This window comes from Nocardioides marmoraquaticus (genome assembly GCF_054777915.1).
On the sequence record NZ_BAAHAA010000016.1, the window covers coordinates 17,677 to 40,535 of the forward strand.

General features: G+C 72.1%; 13 protein-coding genes. 4 read left to right on the top strand and 9 right to left on the bottom strand.

The annotated features are described in order from the left end of the window. Nucleotides 1-21: 21 nt before the first annotated feature. Both dapC and fdxA read right to left on the bottom strand, forming a co-directional pair. A complete protein-coding gene (dapC, locus tag ACYU8I_RS12735; protein WP_460841345.1) occupies nucleotides 22-1,122 on the bottom strand; it encodes a succinyldiaminopimelate transaminase in 1,101 nt (366 codons plus the stop codon). A gap of 8 nt (nucleotides 1,123-1,130) precedes the next feature. Further along, nucleotides 1,131-1,454 (bottom strand): ferredoxin, encoded by a 324-nt coding sequence (gene fdxA, locus ACYU8I_RS12740; RefSeq protein ID WP_460841347.1) that lies wholly within the window; start codon nucleotides 1,452-1,454, stop codon nucleotides 1,131-1,133. A gap of 74 nt (nucleotides 1,455-1,528) precedes the next feature. Here fdxA and ACYU8I_RS12745 point away from each other — a divergent pair, with 74 nt between their 5' ends. Next, on the top strand, nucleotides 1,529-2,530 hold the full coding sequence (locus ACYU8I_RS12745; RefSeq protein WP_460841349.1) for a GNAT family N-acetyltransferase: 1,002 nt from the start codon (nucleotides 1,529-1,531) through the stop codon (nucleotides 2,528-2,530). A gap of 47 nt (nucleotides 2,531-2,577) precedes the next feature. Here the strand turns inward: ACYU8I_RS12745 and ACYU8I_RS12750 are convergent, their stop codons facing one another. Genes ACYU8I_RS12750 through ACYU8I_RS12760 form a run of 3 tightly spaced genes read right to left on the bottom strand, consistent with a single transcriptional unit; the run spans nucleotide 2,578 to nucleotide 5,668 of the window. Then, a complete protein-coding gene (locus ACYU8I_RS12750) occupies nucleotides 2,578-4,431 on the bottom strand; it encodes a VanW family protein (protein WP_460841481.1) in 1,854 nt (617 codons plus the stop codon). Between the two features lie 9 nt (nucleotides 4,432-4,440). Continuing rightward, nucleotides 4,441-5,358, bottom strand: coding sequence for an N-acetyl-1-D-myo-inositol-2-amino-2-deoxy-alpha-D-glucopyranoside deacetylase (gene mshB / locus ACYU8I_RS12755; protein WP_460841352.1), 918 nt, complete (start codon nucleotides 5,356-5,358; stop codon nucleotides 4,441-4,443). 10 nt (nucleotides 5,359-5,368) lie between these two features. Beyond that, nucleotides 5,369-5,668 carry a hypothetical protein gene (locus ACYU8I_RS12760; protein ID WP_460841355.1) on the bottom strand — a complete coding sequence of 100 codons (300 nt, stop codon included), beginning with the start codon at nucleotides 5,666-5,668 and terminating at the stop codon, nucleotides 5,369-5,371. 56 nt (nucleotides 5,669-5,724) lie between these two features. Between ACYU8I_RS12760 and ACYU8I_RS12765 the strand changes: the two genes are divergently transcribed. Then, the gene (locus ACYU8I_RS12765; RefSeq protein ID WP_460841357.1) at nucleotides 5,725-6,675 is read left to right on the top strand and encodes a hypothetical protein; all 951 of its coding nucleotides are present in this window, start codon (nucleotides 5,725-5,727) and stop codon (nucleotides 6,673-6,675) included. Nucleotides 6,676-6,693: 18 nt separating this feature from the next. On the opposite strand, the gene ACYU8I_RS12770 is transcribed toward ACYU8I_RS12765, so the two are convergent. Next, the gene (locus tag ACYU8I_RS12770) at nucleotides 6,694-7,989 is read right to left on the bottom strand and encodes a lytic transglycosylase domain-containing protein (protein WP_460841359.1); all 1,296 of its coding nucleotides are present in this window, start codon (nucleotides 7,987-7,989) and stop codon (nucleotides 6,694-6,696) included. Nucleotides 7,990-8,335: 346 nt separating this feature from the next. On the opposite strand from ACYU8I_RS12770, the gene ACYU8I_RS12775 reads away from it, so the two are divergent. Both ACYU8I_RS12775 and wrbA read left to right on the top strand, forming a co-directional pair. Continuing rightward, on the top strand, nucleotides 8,336-17,806 hold the full coding sequence (locus ACYU8I_RS12775; protein WP_460841362.1) for a DUF7507 domain-containing protein: 9,471 nt from the start codon (nucleotides 8,336-8,338) through the stop codon (nucleotides 17,804-17,806). Nucleotides 17,807-17,922: 116 nt separating this feature from the next. Then, nucleotides 17,923-18,525, top strand: coding sequence for an NAD(P)H:quinone oxidoreductase (gene wrbA, locus ACYU8I_RS12780; protein ID WP_460841365.1), 603 nt, complete (start codon nucleotides 17,923-17,925; stop codon nucleotides 18,523-18,525). Nucleotides 18,526-18,602: 77 nt separating this feature from the next. Here wrbA and ACYU8I_RS12785 read toward each other — a convergent pair whose 3' ends face one another. The 3 genes from ACYU8I_RS12785 to ACYU8I_RS12795 form a co-directional block, all read right to left on the bottom strand. Continuing rightward, on the bottom strand, nucleotides 18,603-19,334 hold the full coding sequence (locus ACYU8I_RS12785) for a hypothetical protein (protein ID WP_460841367.1): 732 nt from the start codon (nucleotides 19,332-19,334) through the stop codon (nucleotides 18,603-18,605). A 935-nt stretch (nucleotides 19,335-20,269) separates the two neighbouring features. After that, a complete protein-coding gene (locus ACYU8I_RS12790) occupies nucleotides 20,270-21,337 on the bottom strand; it encodes a DUF262 domain-containing protein (RefSeq protein WP_460841369.1) in 1,068 nt (355 codons plus the stop codon). A gap of 3 nt (nucleotides 21,338-21,340) precedes the next feature. Beyond that, nucleotides 21,341-22,573 (bottom strand): hypothetical protein, encoded by a 1,233-nt coding sequence (locus ACYU8I_RS12795; protein WP_460841372.1) that lies wholly within the window; start codon nucleotides 22,571-22,573, stop codon nucleotides 21,341-21,343. Between the last annotated feature and the right edge of the window lie 286 nt (nucleotides 22,574-22,859).

Sequence of the window (22,859 nt, forward strand, 5' to 3'; positions counted from 1 at the left end):
GGCCGGGGGCGGCGGCGCGCCTCAGCCCAGGCGGGCGACGGCCGCGTCGACACGCTCGTCGGTGGCGGTGAAGGCGACCCGCACGTGCCGCGAGCCCGCGGCGCCGTAGAAGGACCCGGGCGCCACGAGGATGCCGAGGTCGGCGAGCCGGGCGACAGTCGCCCAGCAGTCCTCGTCCGCGCTCGACCAGAGGTAGAGCGAGGCCTCGGAGTGGTCGACGTGGAAACCGGCACCCTCGAGCGCGGTGCGGAGCCGGGCACGCCGGGCGGCGTAACGCGCGTGCTGCTCGTCGGCGTGGGCGTCGTCGTCGAGCGCGGCCGTCATCGCGTGCTGCTGGGGGCTCGGCAGCATCAGCCCGAGGTTCTTGCGCACGGCCAGCAGCTCGGCGACCACGTGCTCGTCACCGGCCACGAAGGCGCAGCGGTAGCCCGCGAGGTTGGATCGCTTCGACAGCGAGTGGATCGCCAGCAGGCCCTCGTGGGAGCCGTCGCACACGTCGGGGTGCAGCACCGACATCGGCGCGTCGCCCTCCCAGGCGCACTCGACGTAGCACTCGTCGCTGACGAGCAGCACCCCGCGCTCGCGGCACCAGTCGACGACCTTGCGCAGGTGGTCGAGCGGCAGCACGCGGCCGGTGGGGTTCGACGGCGAGTTGAGGTAGACCAGCCGCGGCGTGCGTGGCCCGACGGCCGTCAGGGCGTCGGTCGCGAGCGACTCGGCGCCGGCGAGCGCCGCCCCCACCTCGTACGTCGGGTAGGCGACCTCGGGGTGCACCACGAGGTCGCCCGGGCCGATCCCGAGGAAGGTCGGCAGCCCGGCGATGAGCTCCTTGGAGCCGATCACCGGGAGCACGCCGTCGGGACCGAGGCCCGTCACGCCGTGACGACGCGCCAGCCAGCCGACCGCGGCATCGCGCAGCGCCGGCGTGCCGACCGTGGTCGGGTAGCCCGGTGCGTCCGCGGCGTCGCGCAACGCCTGCTGCACGACCGCAGGGGTCGGGTCGACCGGCGTGCCGACGGAGAGGTCGACGATGCCGTCGGGGTGCGCGCGAGCCGTGGCGGCGTACGAGCGGAGCTGGTCCCAGGGGAAGTCGGGCAACCGGCCCGAGACCGGGCCGCTCACCCGGTCCGTCACTCCTGGTTCTGCGGGGGCAGCTCGGCGATCATCGGGTGGTCCTTGTCGATCTCACCCATCTTGGCCGCGCCACCGGGCGAGCCGAGGTCGTCGAAGAAGTGGACGTTGGCGTCGTAGTAGCCCTTCCACTCCTCCGGGGTGTCGTCCTCGTAGTAGATGGCCTCCACGGGGCACACCGGCTCGCACGCACCGCAGTCGACGCACTCGTCGGGGTGGATGTAGAGCATCCGCTTGCCCTCGTAGATGCAGTCGACGGGGCACTCGTCGACGCAGGCGCGGTCCTTGAGGTCGACGCAGGGCTGGGCGATGACGTAGGTCACCAGGTCCTCCTTCGAGGAGTCGGGACGGGTCCGCCGGCACGAGCAGGAGGACGCGTCAAGCCTAGACTCCCCCGGTGCCCACGTCGGAGCGACCCACCCCTGACGGACACCTCGGACCTCACGTCGTCGGCCGGCGCGTGGTCGTGCGCCGCGTGGTGCGCGGCGAGACCGGCCCCTCCGGCGGCCCGGCGCTGACCGACGTGCTCGGCACCTGCGAGTCGTGGCCCGACTCGCGCGACGGCGACGTCGTCCTGCGCCGCGAGCGCGGCGACCGGGTCAGCATCCCGCTCGCCGACGTCGTCGCCGGCAAGCCGGTGCCACCGCGCCCCTCGGTGCACCACCGCCTCGACGCGGCCGAGGCCGACCGCCGCGCGGCCCCCGGCTGGCCGGCCGTCGAGTCGCAGCCGCTGGGCGGCTGGCTGCTGCGCGCCTCCTCCGGCTACACCAACCGCGCCAACAGCGTGCTCGCCCTGGGCCCGGCGCCCGACGACGCGGCGCGCCGCACCGAGGAGTGGTACGCCGCCCGCTCGCTGCCGGCGCAGGCCCACGTGCTCCCCGGCAGCGAAGCCGACGTGGCGCTGCGCGACGCCGGGTGGGCGGCGTACGAGCACACGCTGCTGATGCTCGCCTCGCCGTCGAAGGTGCGCCGGAGGCTCGAGGCGCCGGACACCCTCGTCGACGTCGCCACGGCGCTCGACGGGGCGTGGTTGGCCACCGACGAGCGCACCGCCCGCCAGCCCGACGTCGCCCGTCAGGTGCTGGAGCGGCGGGAGGGCCAGCAGGGCGCCTGGTTCGCCACCGTGTGCGAGGGCGACGAGGTGGTGGTGGCCCGGGGCCGCGGCGTCGCGCACGACGACTGGCTCGGCCTCGCCTCGCTCTGGACCCGCCCCGACCGTCGCGGCGCCGGCCTCGGCCGCGCCGTCGTCGCCGCCCTGCTGCGCGAGGGAGCCGAGCTCGGCGTGACCACGGCGTACCTCCAGGTCGTCACCGCCAACACCACCGCCCGCGCGCTCTACGAGCGCCTCGGCTTCGCCGAGCACCACCGCTACGACTACCTGCGGGCGCCCGACCGGTGACGGTTTCCCAGGTGAACCTGGGATAGCAGTGACTGCCGAGGATCGGCTCAGCCGTCGTCGCGACCGCCGGCGTCACGACGACCGCCGCCACCGCCGCCACCGCCGCCGCCGCCACCACCGCCGCTGCGGGGGCCGTCGTTGTCGCCACCGCCGCCGCCGGTGGTGCCGCCGCCGTCGGAGGGGGGCGGGGGCTCGGAGCCGGGCGGGGGGCCGCACACGACGGCGTCGCCCGGGATGTAGACGGTGGAGAACTTCTCGGTGCGGATCTTGCGCTGCTCGCCGGGGCGGAAGAAGTCGCGGTAGACGTCGACGCTGAAGCCCGAGGTGCCGGTGGCGGCCTCGCAGTCGGCGTCGGTGAGGTAGCGCGTGGACGGCGAGGTGTAGGCGTAGCGCTCGCTGGTGCGCGACTCGATGCGCCAGGTCTTGGTGGAGTACATCGACACCGTGGCCTCGCCCTGGCTGCTGACGGTCGACGGCGTGACGCTTGCCTTGACCAGCACGGCGTGGTCGGTGTCGTTGCGGAAGCGCAGGTCGAGCGAGCCCCACGACACGGTGGCCTCGCGGCCCTCGGGGTAGCGGTCGATGTAGACCGAGTGAGGCTTGTGCTCGACGTCCTCGAGGCCGGCGAAGAACGCCGCGTTGAAGATCGTCGTGGCCATCTGCGAGACGCCGCCGCCCAGGTCGGTCCGGAAGATGCCGTCGGAGATGACGTAGCCCTCGGTGAAGCCGTTCTCGGCGGTGCGCTCCCCCACGATGCCGTTGAGGCTGAAGACGTCGCCGGGCATCAGCAGGGTGCCGTCGACGAGCTCGGCGGCGCGTCCGATGTTGACGTTGCGGTACTCGGCGTAGGGGAAGTACGTCGTGAAGGTGCTGACGCGACGCTTCACGCCGAGCTGGCGTGCCTCCTCGGTCGTGAGGTCGGCCTGGGCCTCTCGACCCTGCACCTCGAGCCTCCGCTGGTCGCCGGTCGCGAGGAGCACCTCCGGCAGACCCTGCTCGAGCTGCTCGGGGTCGAGCTCGCGACCGGGCTCGGACGGCACGACGCGGACGCGCCCCTGGGCGCCCACCCTGAAGCCGGCGTCGACCGGGGCCGTGCCGATGCGCTCCAGACGCGGCTCGAGCGCCTCGACCAGGTCGTCGCCGTCGACGCGCAGCTCGAGCGCCCCGTCGACGGGCTCGGTCGACAGCCCCCGCGCCAGCGTGCGCGGCGGCACGCGCAGCTCGCGTCCGGCCATGACCAGCGTCACCGGGCCGTCGACCGCGGGCCGGCCGATCTCCTCGAGCGCGGTGTCGACCGCATCGTCGGCGACCGTGGGCTCCATGCGCTCGGTGGGCAGCTGCCGCTCCTCGCCGGTGACGAGCTGGCGGGCCAGCTGCGCCGCCGCCGCATCGCGCACGACGCCTCGGCCCGCGGAGCCGTAGACGGCGCGTACGTCGCCGCCGCGGAACTCCAGGGCCCCCTCCTGCACCGGCCGGTCGAGGCCCTGCTCGAGCTCGTCGAGCGCCTCCCCCATCTGCTCGGCGTCGGTGTCGACGACGGCCTCGACCTCGCCGCCGCCGGTGACCAGCGCCCACACCCGTGAGGGCGCCCACCGCGAGCCGCCGGCCGCCTCGTCGAGGGTGGCGTCGGCGTCGACCCGCAGGCCGGCCTCCTCGCCGTCGACCTCGACCTCGCGGCCGTCGCCGTAGGTGACCCGGACGGGCTCGTCGACGGGCAGGTCGGCGAGCGCATCACGGGCCTCCGACCGGTCGAGGCCGGCCACGTCGACGCCGTCCACCGCCGCGCTGCGGGGCATCCGGTCACCGCCCCACAGGGCGATGCCGACGTAGGCCGCGGCCACCACCACCAGCAGGCCGAGCACCGTCAGGCCGGCGACCTTCCCGCCGCTCTCGCGCCACATCGCCACGGCTCAGGCCCCTCGGGGGTCGAGGCCGGCGAAGAGGTCGTCCTCGAGGCCGTCGTCGCCGACCGGCCCCGGTGTGCCCTTGGCGATCCGGAAGAACTCCGTGCCCCAGATCGCGTTGCCCTGGTTGTTGGAGAGGGCGAAGAAGGGGCCGTCGACCTCGATCTGGGTGGCGTGCGCCTTCAGCGCCTCGGTCTTGGCGGCGGCGTACTGCTCGGCCTCGACCCGGGCGGTCAGCGCGTCGTCGGCCACGAACATGCGCGGCAGGTCGCCGTCGGGCTCCATGCCCTCGAAGGTCGTGGTGTCGCCGGCGTCGCGCAGGGCCCGCAGGCCCTCGCGCACCCGTCGCTCCGACATCGCGCCCCAGTAGACCTTGGCCACGTCGTGGGCCTCGCCGAGGTCGCGGCGGTAGGACGGCACCGCGGCGAGCGCGACGGCGTACGTCGCCACCCGGTGCGCCTGGACGTGGTCGGGGTGGCCGTAGCCCCCGAACTCGTCGTAGGTCACCAGCACCTGGGGCCTCACCTCGCGGATGACCGCGACGAGGTGGTCGGCGGCCTCCGTGAGGTCGGCGTTGGCGAAGGCCCGCTCGTCGGTCTCGTCGGCGGCCACGGCGTGGCCCTCGGGGGCCCACTTCATGCCGGAGTCGCGGTAGGCACCGAAGCCGCCGAGGTAGCGGTGGTCGGTCACGCCCAGCGCCTTCATCGCGTTGGCGAGCTCGCCGCGGCGGTGCTCGCCGAGGCCGTCCTCGCGGTCGGCGGCGAGGTGGGCGAGCTCGGGCACGAGGATCTCGCCCAGCTCGCCCCCGGTGCAGGTCACGAGCGTGACCCCGACACCCTCGGCCACGTAGCGCGCCATGGTCGCGCCGTTGCCGATCGTCTCGTCGTCGGGGTGGGCGTGCACGAGCAGGAGGTGCCGTTCCATGGGCACGATCCTAGGAGTCGCCTCCGACACCCCGGTGGGCGCGTCGGGGTGCCGTGGGCAGTCGCAGGGGGACCGGCGGGGCGGGCGGCGCGTCGTGCTCGACCCAGCCGTCGTGCTCCTCGACGACCAGCTCGAGCAGGCCGGCCGGCGCATCGGTGGCCACCACCCAGGGCTGGTCCTCGTCGTCGTCCTCGCCGGCGAACCGGTCGCGACGCACCTGCACCTCGAAGCCGTCGCGTCGCAGCCGTGCGGCCGCTGCCTCGGCGTGATCGGCGTCGAAGAAGACCGCCCGCACGCCGCTGCCCGCCATGCGGCCCATCCTGCCCGAGCGGGTCGCTGTCGGGCACGCGGTCGGATACTGGTCGGGTGCCGCTCTCCCTCCGGTGTGCCGACCTGTCGCCGCTGCCCGACCGTCTCGACCGCGTCGGGCTGGACGGCGCCCTCGGGGCCCTCGACCACCAGGCCCGTCTCGTCGCCGCTCCGGGCCACGCCGTCGAGTGGGGCCTGACGTGGGAAGACCACGACGCCCTCGACCCGACCTGGATGCCCCAGGGCCTCACCACGACCGCCGACGCCGCCGGTGCGTGGCGCGACCGCCGGGTGCTCCTCGCCGCGTGGTACCGCACCGACCGGAAGGGCGCGCACCTCGGCAGCCGCGTCAGCGTGCTCGACCTTCAGTCGCTGCGCTACGCCCACGTCGAGCTGGTCCGTCCGACGCGTCGCGGCCTGGCGCCGCTGCGCGTGCACGCGGGTGGGCTGACCTGGTCGGGCGAGCACCTGCTGGTCGCCGCGACCCGGCAGGGCCTGGGGGTGGCGCGGCTCGACGACGTGACCCGGCACGACGGACGCCTGGTGCTCCCGGTCAGTCGTTGGCTGCACGCGGAGCAGGACGACGAGGAGCCGCTGCGCTACTCGTCGTGCTCCGTCGACGCGGCCGGCGGGCAGCCGCGGCTGCTCGTCGCGGAGTACGGCCAGGACGGCCAGACGCGGCGGTTGGTCGCCCTCCCCCTCCACGTGGACGGCCTGCCCCGGCCGTCCGACGACGGCCGCAGCCGGGCCGAGGAGCTGGCCGAGCTGCCGCTGCGCACGCAGGGACTGGTCTCGGTCGACGGGGTGCTCCACGCGACCAGCAGCAACGGCACGCGCCGGCGCGGCACGCTGCACGTCGGGGTGCCGGGACGATTCACCGCCCACCACGGAGCGCTGCCGCCCGGCCCCGAGGACCTGTCGTGGTGGCCGGACACCGGTCTGCTGTGGTGCCAGACCGAGCACCCGGGGCAGCGTTACGTCGTCGCCCTGCGCCCGCGTCGGGCGTAACCCACGCGGGTCAGCGGGTCACTCGGCCGCGAGGCAGAGGGTGTCCACGACGGCCGTCGGCTCCTCGTCCGGGAAGAGCTCGCCGTCGACGTGCTCGGCGGTGCGGGCGTCCTGGTCGACCCAGACGAGGCCGTCGAAGAACGTCTGGAGGACCGGCATGTCCACGCCCTCGACGCACTCGGTCTTGAGCACGTCGGTCGACGCGACGTACGTCGGCGTCGGCTCCGCGGGCTCGCTCGGCTCCGTCGGCTCGCCCGGGTCGCTCGGGCTCGGAGTCGTCGAGGGCGTGCCCGGGTCGCTGGGCGACGGCGTGCCGCTGCCCGGGGTCGTGGGCGTGGTGCCCGGCGATCCCGCGCCCGGCGATCCCGCGCCGGGCGTCGTCGGCGAGGTGCCGGGCTTGGTCGGCTGGGGGGTGCCGGGCGTCCCGGTCGCACCCGTGGGGCTCGGCTTCGAGGCCTTGCCGGGGCGGGTGGCCGCGACAGCGCCGGTGTCGCCGGGGGTGTCGCCGGGGGTGTCGCCGACGGTGTCGCCGGTGGCGCTGCCCGAGGTGGAGCCGGAGCCGGTGGCGGAGAAGATCGGCAGCGAGGCGACCGCGCCGAGACCCTTGGTCTCGAAGGTCTCCTTCCAGGTCAGCACCTGCTGCAGGTAGGAGGTCGAGCGGTTGTAGGACAGGATCGCCTGGCGGAGCTGCGCGGGGTCGGAGAGGTCGCGAGTGCCGCAGAGGTAGACCATCGCGGCACCGGCGGCGTCGTAGATGTTCTGCGGGTCACGCTCGCCGTCGCCGTCCATGTCGACGCCGACCGAGCGCCAGGTCGACGGCAGGAACTGCATCGGGCCGACGGCGCGGTCGAACTTCGTGTCACCGTCGAGGCGGCCGTTGTCGGTGTCGCCGATCGAGGCGAACGCGCCGCCGTCGAGCCGGGGACCGACGAGGGCCGGGGTGACGGCGTGGGTGGTGTCGAGGCTGCGGCCGACGAGGTTGCCGCTCTCGACCTGACCCACGGCGGCCAGCACCGGCACGGTGATGTTGCAGCTCTCGGGGGCGACGGCCACCGCGGTCGTGTAGGCGTCGAGCACGACGGTCGGCACCTGCTCGGGGTCGGTCTCGGCCGCGCCCTGGCCCGCCCAGTCGCGCACCGTGCGCGAGGCGGGGACCACGACGGGGTCCTGACCGGCCTCGGCCGCGGTCGCGACGATCGCGGAGTCGGGGAGGTCGGCGACGCCCTGCTGAGACTGCGGGGAGGTCGTCGCGGAGACGGGGGCGGTCAGCAGCACGCAGCCCAGCACTCCCGCGACGGCGGTCTTGCGATTCATACCCCGAGTGTCCCCTATGTCCAAGTTTGCGGCGGTGGTTTCGGACTTTCCGTCCCCAATCCTGAGGCCTCCTCACGGTCGGCGGAACCCATCGCGTCGAACTCTCGGGAAACGATCTGGCAACGGCTAGACCAGGTCGCGCCACACGTCTCACACGCGTCACATCCGTCACACCACCCCCCTCCGCTGTGTGGCGACCCTGCGCGGCCCGACCGACGGCCGCGGTCGAGCGCGTCGGACCGGCCGCCGAAGACGAGGAAAGGGAGGCGTAACGGGACAAGAGTGACTAGCGTGACCGCCACCACCAGCGGTTCACTCCTCGGGAGAGGTCTCCACCATGCGCCTCGTGACACGTCGTCGACGGTCGTTGCGCGCAGGGCTCGCGTTCGCCCTGCTCCTCGCCGCCATCACGGTGCTCCTCCCAGCGCCCGACGCCGAGGCCGCTGTCGTGAGGCCCTTCGGCTCGGTGTTCTCACGACAGACCAACGGGTCCATCGCCGTCACGGGCAACACCATGATGAGCTGCCCGACCTCGGCCACCAACTGCGCCGCGGTGCAGGCCGGGACCCGGGCCGGCAGCAACAACGACTTCGCGATGACGTTCACCGACGCCGACAACGACCCCACCACGAGCCGGTCGTCGTCGGCCAACGTCGTGGTGCCCTCCGGGGCCAGGGTGATCTACGCGGGCCTCTTCTGGGGCGCCGCCCGTGTCGCCGGCAACAACGGTGTCGCCGCCACCGGCAACGCCAACCAGATCAAGCTGCGCACGCCCGGCCAGTCGACGTACTCGACCGTGACCGCGTCGCGCATCGACAACCTCGGCAGCAACAACAACGACTACTCGTCGTACCTCGACGTGACCCCGCAGGTCCAGGCTGCCGGGTCCGGCACCTACTTCGCGGCCGACATGTCCGCCGCCACGGGCGTCGACCGGTACGCCGGGTGGAGCCTCGTCGTCGCCTTCGAGGACCCCTCCGCCCCCCTGCGCGACCTCAACGTCTTCAACGGCTACGCCAGCGTGACGGGCAACGAGACCGTCGACGCCACGATCTCCGGCTTCCTGACGCCGCCGTCCGGCGCGGTGAACGCCAAGATCGGCAGCGTCACCTACGAGGGCGACGCCGGCCTCACCGGCGACTTCCTCGCGGTCAACTGCGCCAACAACGGCCCCTGCACCCGCCTGGCCGACGCCCAGAGCCCGTCGGCCAACTTCTTCGGCAGCCGTGTCACCAACGCGGGGGCCAACCTGGCGAACCGGAACCCGGCCAACGTCAACACCCTCGGCCTCGACGCGAAGGTCGTCGACGCGGCCGGCGTCATCCCCAACAGCGCCACCTCGGCGAACCTGCGCTTCAACACCAGCGGCGACTTCTACTACCCGGCCGCGCTGACGACCCAGGTCGACCTCTACGCCCCGCAGATCCGCGGCTCGAAGACCGTCGTGAACCGCTCGGGCAACGACCCGACCCGCGTCGGCGACACCCTCGAGTACACGTTGAACTTCGCCAACACCGGCGACGACTTCGCCACCGGCTCGGTCGTCACCGACCCGCTGCCCGCCGGCACCACCTTCGTGCCCGGGTCCCTGGCCGTGCTGAGCGGCAACACCTACGTCGCCCGGACCGACGCCGGGGGGGACGACGACGCCGAGTACCTCCCGGGCAGCAGACAGGTCCGGTACCGGGTGGGAACCGGGGCCAACGCCACCGCGGGCGGCACCCTGGCGACGAACGCGTCCGCCACCGTGCGGTTCCGCGTCACCGTGGCGAGTGCCGCCGCCGGCACCACCCTGCGCAACACCGGCTCGCTCGCCTACAACGCCCAGACCATCGGCAACGCCTACACCTACGCGACCGAGACGGTCGCCACGCCCGTGGCGACCCTGGCCGACCTGTCGTTGACCAAGACGGCCACCCCCGACCCGGCGCGTGCGGGGGGCACCCTGACCTACACCCTCACGGCGGGCAACGCCGGCCCCACGGCCGCCACCGACGTGCAGGTCGTGGACACCCTCCCCGAGGGTGTCTCCCTCGTCTCGGCCACGACCTCCACCGGCGGCACCTGCTCCCCCTCCGGCCGCACCCTCACCTGCGGCCTCGGCACCGTGGCGCCCGACACCCAGCCCACCGTCACCGTGGTCGTGCGGGTGCCGCAGGACTCCGCGGCGACGGCCCTGACCAACGTGGCCACCATCTCCTCCAGCACCTCCGACCCGGTCCCCGGCAACAACGCTGCGGCGGCCACGTCCGCGATCACCCGGGCGGCCGACATCGTGGTCACCAAGACCGCCGACGCCACCTCGCGCGCCCCGGGCCAGCCGATCACCTACACCATCACCGCCACCAACGCCGGGCCGTCGCAGGCCACCGGGGTGGTCGTGACCGACACCGTGCCGTCCGGCGTCATCGGCGTCACCGCCTCGAGCTCGCGGGGCAGCTGTGAGGTCACCGGCTCCGACGTCTCGTGCCGCGCCGAGAGCCTGCCCGCGGGGGCGAGCACCACCGTCACCGTCTCGGGACGCCTCGACCCGTCGTCGACGGGCGGCCCCCTGGTGAACACCGCGCGGGCCACGTCCGAGACCGCCGACCCGACGCCTGGCAACAACGCCGCCACGTCCACGGTCACCCGTGACGCCGCCCGGGCCGACCTGGCCACGACGAAGACCATGCTGACCAGCCCGGTGGTGCCGGGCCGAGCCGTCCAGTACGCCGTGACCGTCACCAACAACGGCCCCTCCGACGCCCGCGGCGTGACGCTCGAGGACGTCCCGCCCGGCGTGCTGTCCGACGTGCGCGGACAGGCCACGGCCGGATCGTGCACCACGACGGCGGGCCGCCTCGGGTGCGAGCTCGGGACCATCCCGGCCGGCGGCTCGGTGCGCGTCCTCGTCGACGCCGACCTGGCGGCCGGGGCCACCGGCACCCTCACCAACACCGCCACCGCATCGGCGACCACCGCCGACCCGGTCCCCGGCAACGACGCGGCCACCGCCACCTCCACCATCGCGCCCCGGACCGACCTCGGTCTGACCAAGACCGCCGACCCGGTGCCCGCCGTCGAGGGCGGGCTCGTCACCTACACGATGGTCGTGACGAACTACGGGCCGTCGACGGCGACCGGGGTCGTCGTGACCGACCCGGTGCCCCCGCCGCTGACCTTCGTCGACGCCACCGCCACCCAGGGCTCGTGCACCGCCCAGGGGACCCCCACGACCGCCCGCTGCGAGGTCGGCACGCTGGCCGTCGGCGAGATCCAGACGGTCCGGGTCCGAGCACGCGTGCCCTCCGCGGGTGGCGCCGACGGCGTGCGCAACACCGCCCGCGCCACCTCCGCGACCGTCGACCCGGTGCCGGCGAACGACACCGCGACGTACGTGCTGCCCACGGCCGCCGAGGCCGACGTGTCGCTGGCGAAGCAGGTCTCGCCCGACCCGGTCGTCGCCGGCGAGCAGGTCACCTTCGTGCTGACCGCGACCAACAACGGCCCGTCCGACGCCTCGGGCGTCCGGGTCACCGACACCGTCCCCGCGTCGGTCACCGACGTCTCCGCCACCACCTCCACCCCCGGGGCGAGCTGCGCCGCGACGGTGGGCAACCGTGTCGACTGCGGGCTGGCGACCCTCGCCGACGGGCAGGTGCTGCGCGTCGTCGTCACCGGCACCGTGGCCCCGGGGACCGCTCCCGGTCCGCTGACCAACACCGGCACCGTCCAGGCGACCACGCCGCGCGACCCGAGCACCGCCAACAACACGGCGACGACCTCCGCCCAGGTCGTGGCCTCAGCCGACCTCGCCGTCGTCAAGTCCGGCCCGGCGCGGGTCGTCGCCGGGCAGCAGCTGACCTGGACGCTCGACGTGGACAACCTCGGCCCCTCCACCGTGCGCGCGGGCACGGGCGGGGCCGTCGTCACCGACGCCCTGCCGAGCGGTGTCTCCTTCGTCTCGGGCACGGGCGACGGCGTGGACTGCACGGCCGCTAACGGCCAGGTGCGGTGCGCCCTGCCGACCCTCGCCCCCAGCGACCCGCCCGTCCGCGTGACCATCGTCGGCAGGGCCGCGTCGACGCTGGCGGCCGGATCCGTGCTCCAGAACAACGCCACCGTCACCTCGACCGTCCCCGACCCCCAGCCCGACAACGATGCCGACACCACGTCGACGACCGTCGACACCCGAGCCGAGCTCGCGCTCACCAAGGCGGTGGCTCCGTCCGAGCTGGTGGCCGGCTCCACGGGCACCTACACGCTGCGGGTGCAGAACGACGGACCGTCCTCCGCGCGCGACGTCGTGGTGCAGGACACGCTCGACCCCGACCTGGAGATCACCTCGGCCTCCTTCGACGGCGGCACGTGCGCGGTGTCGGGCCAGGAGGTCCGCTGCACCCGGACCGAGCTCCCCGCGGGTGCCGACGCCCGCGTGCTGGTGCAGGTCGTCGTCGACGCCGGGCGCGTCGCCGACCTGACCAACCTCGCCACCGTCTCGAGCGCGACCCCCGAGGACGACGACAGCGACAACACCGCGACGCTGACGACCCCGGTGACCGAGAGCGCCGACGTCCAGGTCGTCAAGACCGCCAGCCAGGCCCCGGTCGCCGCCGGCACCGGCCTGACCTACACGCTCACCGTCGTCAACGCCGGCCCCTCGGACGCGTCCGGCACGGTGCTGACCGACCGGCTCCCCGACGGGCTGAACGCCAGCGGCGCGATCAGCACCTCCCAGGGCACGTGCGAGGTCGTCGCGGGCGAGCTGCGCTGCGCCCTGGGCACCGTCACGCCCGGTACGCCGGCGACCGTCACCCTCCCGGTCCTCGTCGGGCCCGGGGCCGCCCCGGGCGAGGTCACCAACGCCGCGACCGTGGTGAGCGAGGTGTCCGACCCCGACCCGAGCAACAACCGCGACGAGGTCGCCGTCGAGGTCACGGCGTCGGCCGGGCTGTCGCTCGTCAAGACCGCCCAGCCGGAGTCGTTGGTGCCCGGCACCTCGTTCTCCTACAGCCTGGTCGTGCGCAACGCCGGCCCCTCCACGGCGCGTGACGTCATGGTGCGCGACGAGGTGCCCTCCGGCATCGCCATCACAGGCGCGACCTTCGGGTCGGCCGCGACGCCGTGCGAGGTGACCGGCCAGGCGGTGCGCTGCGCCGTCGGCGACCTGCCCGTGGGCCAGGTCGCCGTCACCATCGACGGCGCCCTCCCGCCGGGCTTCGAGCGGCTCACGGTCACCAACGACGGCCGGGTCACCTCCAGCACCCCCGACCCCGAGGGCTCGGACAACGTCGGCTCCGTCACCTCGCCGGTCGTCGCGCAGGCGGACATGTCCGTGGAGAAGACGCTGGTCGACCCCGCCACCAACCAGCCGACGACCGACGTACCGGCTGCCGGGGAGCGCGTGAAGTACCGCCTGCGGGTGCGCAACCTCGGGCCCTCGACCGCGCGGTCCCCCCAGCTCATCGACCAGCTGCCGGCCGGTCTCACCAACGTCCGGATCACACCGCCCCGCCTGCCCGACGGCGGCCCCGCGGTCGCCACGTGCGAGCTCCGTCAGCCGGTCGACCCCGGCACGGCCGACAACCCGAGCGCGCCGACCGTCTTCTGCACCGGTCCCCTGTTCCGGCCGACGTCCCAGATCGGCGGGCCGATCGACGGCTACGTCGAGGCGACGGTCGCGAGCGGCGCCTCCGGTGTCCTCAGCAACGTCGGGCGGATCAGCACCGACACCATCGACCCGGTCGCCGGCAACAACGAGAGCACGGTCGACCTCGCCGTGCGTCAGGCGGCCGACCTCTCCGTGGTCAAGACGATCGACGGGCCGCCCGTCCCGGGCGAGTCCGTGACGTACACCCTCGAGGTCGACAACGCCGGACCGTCGACGGCCCGTGGCGTCGTGCTCACCGACGCGCTCCCGGACGCGCTGACCGACGTGCGCGTCGACGGCGACACGGGCAGCTGCCGCGTCGACGACGGCACCGTGAGCTGCGACCTCGGCTCGGTGGCGCCGGCGGCTCCTCCCGCGAGGTTCACCGTGACCGGCGAGCTCCCCGCCGACTTCACCGGGGCCCTGAGCAACACCGCCAGCATCGACTCCGCCACCGACGACCCGGTCTCCGACAACGACTCCAGCACGGTCACGCGCACCGCCCGGCCCTCCGCCGACGTGCGGGTCACCAAGCGTCTCGTCGGTGACGCCGTCGCCGGCGCACCGGTCGAGTTCGTCGTGACCGTCGCCAACGCCGGCCCGTCGGTCGCCCGCGACGTGCAGGTCGTCGACTCGGTGCCCGAGGCCCTCGACGACCTCACGGCGACGGCTGACGACGGCAGCACCTGCCGCGTCGTCGCCTCCGAGGTGACGTGCGAGCTCGGCGACCTCGCGGCCGAGGACGACCCGGTGTCCGTGACGATCCGCGGCACGCTCGCGGCCGACTTCACCGGCCGGATCAGCAACACCGCGCGGGCCGGCAGCGCGACCACGCCCGACCCCGTCGCGGAGAACGACACCGCGACCGCGGAGGGTGACACCGCGGGCTCGGCCGACACCTCGGTGGTCAAGGAGCTGACCTCGGGCACGCCGGTCCCCGGTGAGACCGTGACCTGGACCCTCCTCGTCGACAACGCCGGCCCGTCGCTGTCCCGCGGTGTCGAGGTGCGCGACCAGCTGCCGGCAGGACTCTCGGGGGTGACGGCCCAGCTGGTCGGCGGTCCGACCGACGCCTGCGGCGTCGTGGCCCGTGAGGTCACCTGCGACCTCGGCGACACGGCCGCGGGCACGACACGCACCATCCGCGTCTCGGGGACCCTGGACCCCGACTTCGAGGGCGTCCTGGCCAACACGGCGGTTGTCGACGACGACACCGCCGACCCCGACAGCAGCAACAACACCTCGCGGACCGAGGACCGCGCCGTCGCGTCCGCCGACGTCTCGGTCGTCAAGACGCTCTCGCCGACCGCCCCGGTGCCGGGCCGCGCGGTGAGCTTCACCCTGACGGTCGACAACGACGGACCGTCCACGGCGCGCGGCGTGCTGCTCAACGACGCCGTGCCCGCCGCCCTGACCGACGTCACGGCCACCTCCGACGACGGCACGCCCTGCGCCGTCGACGACGACGACCTGCTGCGCTGCCCGATCGGCGACCTGCCCTCCGGCGCGCCGGTGCGGGTGCGCGTCAGCGGCATCCTCCCCAGCACGTTCACCGGTGACCTCGTGAACTCCGCCACCGTCTCCGCCACCACCCCGGACCCGGAGCCCGCCAACGACACCGACGAGGTGACCGGCACGGCCGCACCGTCGGCTGACCTCGCCGTCGTCAAGACGGCGTCCACGGACGCACCCGTCCCGGGCGAGCAGCTGACCTACTCGCTCGCCGTCACCAACCGCGGCCCCTCGGCGGCTCGCGACGTCGTCCTGACCGACCCGGTGCCCGCCGCGCTGGGTGACGTCACGGCCGACGTCCCCGGCCCGGCCACGTGCGTCGTGTCGACCGACCGTTCGGTGCGGTGCGAGCTGGGCACGGTCCCGCCCGACGGGCCGCCCGTGGTGGTCACCGTCGTGGGCACGCTCGACGCCGACTTCTCCGGCCGCCTGTCGAACACCGCCGAGGTGGCCTCGGGGACCCCCGACCCGGAGCCCGACGACAACACCGACACCGTGGTCGGCACCGCCCGCGCCGTGGCCGACGTCAGGGTCACCAAGACCCTCTCGCCGGTGCTCCCGGTGCCGGGCGAGGAGGTCACCTACGTCGTGACCGTCGCCAACGACGGCCCCTCGACCGCGCGTGACGTCGTGCTCTCCGACCCCCTCCCCGCCGCGCTGAGCGACGTCGGCGTCACCGGTGCCGACTGCGAGGTCGCCGACGACGGTGTCGTGCGGTGCGCACTCGGGGACCTGTCGGCCGACGCCGACCCGGTGCAGGTGACGATCACCGGCACCCTCGACCCGGACTTCGAGGGCACGCTGAGCAACACCGCCACGGCTGCCACCGACACCGTCGACAGCGATCCCCGCAACGACAGCGCCACCGCAGCGGGCAGCCCGAACGCCGCCGCCGACGTCTCGATCACCAAGTCGGCCGACCCCGTCGCCCCGGTGCCGGGCGAGGACGTCTCCTGGACGCTCACGGTGCGCAACGACGGTCCTTCCGAGGCCCGCGGGGTCGTCGTGACCGACGACGTCCCCGAGGTCGTCGGCAACGTCCGCGCCACCGCCTCCGACGGCAGCCGCTGCACGGTCGCCACCGGTGGGGCCGTGCGCTGCGCGCTCGGCAGCGTCGCGCCCGACGCCGAGCCGGTCACGGTGACGGTGACCGGTCGCCTGGCCGCCGGCTTCACCGGCGACCTCGCCAACACGGCGTACGTCGCCACCTCGACGCCCGACCCCGACAGCTCGGACAACTCCGACTCGGCGACCGGCACGGCGGCGCCGCAGGCCGACGTGTCCGTCGTGAAGGAGATCGGCACGGCGGACCCGGTGCCCGGCGAGCGCGTGCGCTTCACGCTGACGGTGGACAACGCCGGCCCGTCGACGGCACGGCAGGTCGTCGTGGTCGACGAGCTGCCCGACGGCCTGAGCGACGCCACCGTCGCCGTGACCTCGGACTCGGGGACCGACGCCGAGTGCCGGGTCTCCGGCGACGGCATCGTGTCGTGCGTCGTCGAGGCGCTCGCCCCCGGCTCGGAGCCCGTCGAGATCACCGTGACGGCCCTGCTCGGCGCCGACGAGACCGGGACCCTGAGCAACACGGCGTCGGTCTCGACCACCACGGACGACACCGACGCTGCCAACGACACGGACACGGTCGACGCCGAGGTCTCGCCGTCCGCGGACCTCGTCGTCACCAAGTCCCTGGCACCGGTGTCGCCGCAGCCCGGCGGGCCGGTCACCTTCACCATCACGGTGACCAACCAGGGGCCGTCGACCGCGACCGACGTGCGCGTCACCGACCTGCTGGGCGAGGAGCTCGACGACATCGAGGTGAGTGCCGACGGCGACGGTCGCTGCCTGCTCCTCGGGCGGGCTGCCGGCTGCACCTTCCCGCGGCTGCCCGACGGCAGCACGGGCACCGTCACCATCCGGGCGACGCTGGACCCCGACTTCACCGGCCGGCTGAGCAACACGGCGGAGGCCGAGGCTGCGACGCCCGACCCGGACGGCACCGACAACGCCGACACCGTCCTCGCCGGCGCACCGGTCTGCCCCGACGACACCGACCCCGCCCTGGGCTGTGCCGACCTGCAGCTGACCAAGACCGCCTCGACGAACCGCGCCGCTGCGGGCGACGAGGTCAGCTACACCCTCGTCACGACCAACAACGGCCCGTCGTCGGCGCGCGAGGTGGTCGTCTCCGACGACCTGCCGGACGGGCTGCGGCTCTCGCGGGCGACCCTGGTCGGGGGTGAGCCGTGCGTGACCACGGGAGCCTCCGTCCGGTGCGCCGTCGGTCGGTTGCTCCCGGGCGGGACGGCGACCGTCGTCGTCACGGCCACGGTCACGCAGGACGTGCGCGCCGGGATGCTGCGCAACGTCGCCCGGGCCGAGACGGAGAGCGCGGACCCCGTCAGCACCAACGACGAGGACGGCGCCACCATCGAGGTCGTCTCGCCCGCGACCCCCGGTGGTCCCGGAGACACTCCGAGTGGTCCCGGAGACACCCCGAGTGGTCCGGGGGCCGGCCCGGGCGGGGACGGCGGCCCCACCGGCACGGGCACGGTGACCGACGACCTGCCCGACACCGGGGCGCAACGCGCACTGGTGCCGATGCTGGGCGCCGGGCTCGTCAGCCTCGCGCTGGGGATCGTGCTCCTGGTCGTCCGCCGTCGCCGGGAGGCGTAGGAGGGCGCCGTCCCGGTGCGGTGACCGCGTGACGGTCAGCTGCTTGAAGGTTCACATAGGTCGTCGGCTGCACGGGTACCTCCGCCTCGACACCACCGACCACCGAGAGAGGTCCCATGACCGTCAAGCTCGCCGTCATCTACTACTCCGCCACCGGCACCGTCGAGTCGATGGCGCGCCGCGTCGCCGAGACCGCCGAGGCCGCCGGCGCTGAGGTGCGGCTGCGCCACGTCGCCGAGCTCGCGCCGCAGGAGGCCATCGACTCCAACGACGCCTGGCGCGCCCACGTGGAGGCCGTCGCCGACGAGCCCAAGGCCGAGGTCGACGACATCGTCTGGGCCGACGCGGTGCTCTTCGGCACCCCGACCCGCTACGGCAACGTCGCCAGCCAGCTCAAGCAGTACATCGACTCGCTCTCCGGCCCGTGGAGCCAGGGCCTGCTCGCCGACAAGGCGTACGCCGGCTTCACCAGCAGCCAGACCGCCCACGGCGGGCAGGAGACGACCCTGCTGGCGCTCTACAACTCGGTGCACCACTTCGGCGGCGTCATCGTCTCCCCCGGCTACACCGACGGCTCCAAGTTCGTCGACGGCAACCCGTACGGCGTCTCGCACGTCACCGGCGCGAGCAACGACGCCCCGCTGACCGACGTCGAGACCACCGCGCTCGACCACCTCGTGCGGCGTGTGCTCCGCATCGCGGAGAAGCTGACCGCCTGACCCACCCGTGCCGACGTACGACGGCGCCCCCGGCCGGTGACCGGTCCGGGGGCGCTGTCGCAGGTGCGAGCGACGCATCAGCGGATGCGGACCACCCGGGTCGAGGACGCAGCCAGGGCGTCGGCGGTGGTGACGGTGACGACGCGGAGGGTGCGCTTGCCCTTGGCGAGCCTGACCCGCGAGGCGTAGCCGCCGTCGGCACGCGTGGTCGTCGAGCCGATGGTGCGGTAGGTCCGACCCTGCTTGACCTGCAGCTTCACGCCCTGGCCGGCCGTCGCGGGGGTCGCCCTGCCCGAGACGACATACGTGCGCCTGGCGGTGCGCTTCGCGGTCATGCTGACCGTGCCTTGCGTGGCGACGGCGACGGGTGCGCTGGCGACGAGCTCGGGCAGCACGACGGTCAGCACCTCGCCGACCGGCGCGAGCGGGACCGCGCGGTAGGTCGAGCTGCGCTGCTGCGCCGCGGTGTAGCTGAAGCTGCCGTCCGCCTCGGGCGTGACGTCGGCGACCTTGGTGAAGGCACCGCCGCCGACGGACTGCTCGATGGCGACCGGGAGCGGCAGGGAGAGCCCGAGGACGGACGGCGAGGTGCCGGTGAGGCTGACCTGCTTGCCGGTGACGACCTTGGTCGACCCGGCGGACAGCGTCGCGGCCAGCGGCGAGTCCGCGACCCGGGTGGTGCCGGGGCCGAGCGGCAGCTCCTGCGCCGCTGCAGCTGGTGCGACGAGGCCGGCCGAGGAGAAGATGACGGCCAGCACCGGCAGGCCGAACGTGAGGGAGACAGACGTCTTCCGAGAGACGGTGGTCATGGGCGTTTCGTGCCTTTCGCGGGGTTGTGTGCCATTTTCACGACCGTAAGCAGCGCCCTCCTCCCCCGTCAGGGTTTTGGCACGAATCCGGCACACCGGTCTACAGGAACGTGTCCACCGGCCCCAGACGACCGCTCGTGCAGGCAGGGTTCGGAAGTGCGAGTCGCGGGACCCGCTGTCGCGACGTGACCTCGTCATGTCCGTGAAGCGGATGAGGGCTCACCGCCTCACCCGGCATGCTCGTCCCAGGGTCATGAGCAGCCCCCGGGAGCCCGCCACCGTGTGAGGGCCGGCCCTTCGAGGCTCGCTCCGCTCGCACCTCAGGGAGCGGCTGCGCCTCCGCTCGCTGGTCGAGCCTGTCGAGACCACCACCGTCGCCTCACCCGGTCCTTCGAGACGGCTGCGGCGCAACCTCCTCGGGAAGCATCTCGAGGGACGAGCGGGCATGGTCCGCTCCCTGAGGAGCCCGCGAGGGACGAGCGCGGGTTTCCGCTCCCTGAGGATCCCGCAAAGGACGAGCGCGGGTTTCCCGGTCCCTGAGGAGCCCGGGAGGGACGAGCGGGCGTCACGAAGGGGGCTCCGCCCGTCTCAGACGTTGAAGCGGAACCCATACTGCGTTTCCCTAAGTTGGCCATCGCTCGGTCTAACCCGCTGTGACCTGCGGATACGCCTTTCAAGGTTTGCCTGCGTTGCTGGTTGTTGCCCGTTGCGGTGTGGGCAAGGTGTGGGCACACTGAGCCTCGCAATCGGCACCTGCGTCCAACCAGGGGCGCTCGTGGCCGGCCCTCCGTTCTGGATTCGCACCTGCGGTCGCCTCGCTCTCGGCGCGCGAAGTGCGGCGCACTTGTCGGGGGGCGAAGCCGTGCGTGTGTCACCGGCGCGCGCCAGGACCCGATGATCGCCGTAAGCGGCCCGCCTGAAGTGGCGCGAAACCGCTAAGCGTTACCCACAACGCGTGACAGGAACTTGAACCGTGTCCTCCGTCTGCCGAAGTCGGCAGACGCTCTCGAGGCAGCATCGAGCACCTCGGGTGGAACCTCGAGTTCCTTGAAGCGTCGACTTGCCTCGGTGAGGCCTCTTCGCAGCGACTCGGGCGGAGCGGACGCCTCCTCAAAGTCTTCGGACGCGAGGTCGAAGAGCTGGTCGTAGACGTAGATCCACAGGGTGAAGAAGTGCACCTCTCTAGAGAAAACACTCTTTGCCATCAGATCGCCATAGACCTCGTCAATACATTCCATCACCGCATCGAACTGACGCGCCAGTTCTCCGGCGTGCTCAAACACGTCGTCGTTGCTGGCGTAGAAACGGTTCAATCTCGGTTGACTTTTGCCCGACAACCCGTGCATCACGTTGTACGATAGATCGCTGACCATCTCGACTTCGTTCATGCGTGAAATCTGTTCAGGCGTGTATACGCCCCACGCCAACCACTGATCCATCCACTTATACGCGAGTGAATACATCAGAGTCTTGAGTTCCCCGAAGTGGGCCGCATTGCGCAATTCTTGGGCGTTGAGTCGCTGGCCAGTGGAGTTTAGGCGCGCGAAGACCTCGAGAACTTGCTTATTGGAGAAGTTCTCCGGCAGGGCCTGAACACTGAACTCGTAGCCGAGAATCTTCTTCTTCGACTCATCTTGCAACTCATCGAACGTGCGTCCAGCGATGGTCCGGTCATGAGTTGCACTGACGACGAATTGATCTGCGTCGGGCCGAAAGTCCGCTATGCAGCGTGGGTCGATGAAACTCAATAGCGTACGCAGCCGCTGCTGGCCGTCTACCACCTCTCGAACGTTCAGGCCGGTGGCCAGGTCAAGACGATCTCGCAGAAATACGAGCGGAACGGGCAGACCGCGATGAACGGTATCCACGAGGTACGACTTGGCGCCTCGCTTCCAGACAGACCGACGCTGGAATTCAGGACTCAGGTCGAGAGTGCCAGACCGCTGCCAACTCAGGAAGTCGGCCACCTTGAACTTGGTGGGATTGAACTTAGGCGTCTCCATGAACTAGTCCTCCCAGGGCCATCTGACGGAACCGTACCGCTTGAAGAAGAGGAACGACGGGTCCACCACAAACAGTCTGTTGCTGGCAACATCCCACGCGAAGACCGGCGGTTCGATCTCCAAGCTCGACTGAACGGCTTCGATGACAGAGAGTTTGCGCTTGATGTTCGGACGAGTGTGCCGCTTGCCTCCTGCACCACTCATCAGAGTCGGCAGTTGCGTTAGCGGGAATCCTGCGTTGTGCTCGACATCGGACGCAGCAGCCATGACCCGCAGCGCGTCCTCGTATATCGAGTCTTCATCGCAAAGCCTCTGCATTATGGTGATGTACCTGTTACCTAGAGCGCGCGCGACGCGGGTGCGAGCCGAATTGAACGCTTCAAAGCGGTCAAGCACCCTGACGTCACCATCGGAGGACTCACGGATGCCGTGCTCGAGGCACGTCTCCGCGCTCAGGCGATGCAGCAGACCAACATTTTGGTAACTGTCCGCGACCAGCGACGCGCGCACCTCGGGGTCAAACCGGATGTTCAACGCTTCGGAGCCACGCTCTACGACCTGATCCAAGTCATCCGCGCTCCACAGCAGTTCTAGTTCTTCAACCCGGCCCTCTAGATCCCCGTTGTGACTGTCCAACAAGTTGCTCTGCGCCCAGACGCCAGTAATTACGCACGGCACGTTGTAGTCAAGGAACGCTCGAAGGATGTACGCGAACTCACGCTGAACGTCGGATGTGAGATAGTGGAAGTTCTCAAAGACTGGGCTCCTGCCGCTCTCTTCGATCACGAGAGCAACCCACGACAAGTCACCAGGGGTCCGGCCGATCGGCACCGATTCCTCGGTCGAGGATTTAGACCCTTGAACTTTAATGCCCAACTTAGTCTTCAGTTTGCCTATTACCCGCGCTCCTAGTTCACCCGCTGCAGACACGTCAATCTCACCCGCGACCGAGTGCGACTCCGCCGATCGCAGCGTCGAACGCACCCCCAAAAGGCTCAGAGTCTGCTCGAGGAGCTGTGTCGCCGAAGTCGTGGGGAGGCATACAACTACAAGCACCTCGTCCTCGCTCAGGGCCCGCTGACGAAGCCACGTCTTCCCCTGCTTCGATCCGCCATGAATGACGACATGCCCGTTGAGACTCCAGGCGTACTGAAACCGCTGGTCGAGATCACCACGGTCGATGTAGGTGAACGCAGGATCCGCCGACAGCCCGAAGACGCTTGCAAGAGCAGGCACAGCGACCACCCTTCCTACCGCCCCAGTTGGGTCTCGCGAACATAGTGCATGCGGGGTGCCGCCTGTCCGGCCCGCTCGCGTGTATTGGATGCTCCGGACCGTCCTCGTAAGTCGAGTGACACCGCATCGGCGAGTGACCGACGGCTGAAACTCTCGTCTACCCGACAGCGGTGTGAGCTAGGTCGACCCTCGACGATCAGGTCCTCCCTCGGGCATGTCGGCTCGACGATAGCGGCTGCTCAGAGTGGGTAGCGCCGAGCCACCCAGACCCGTTCCGAGCGGACCG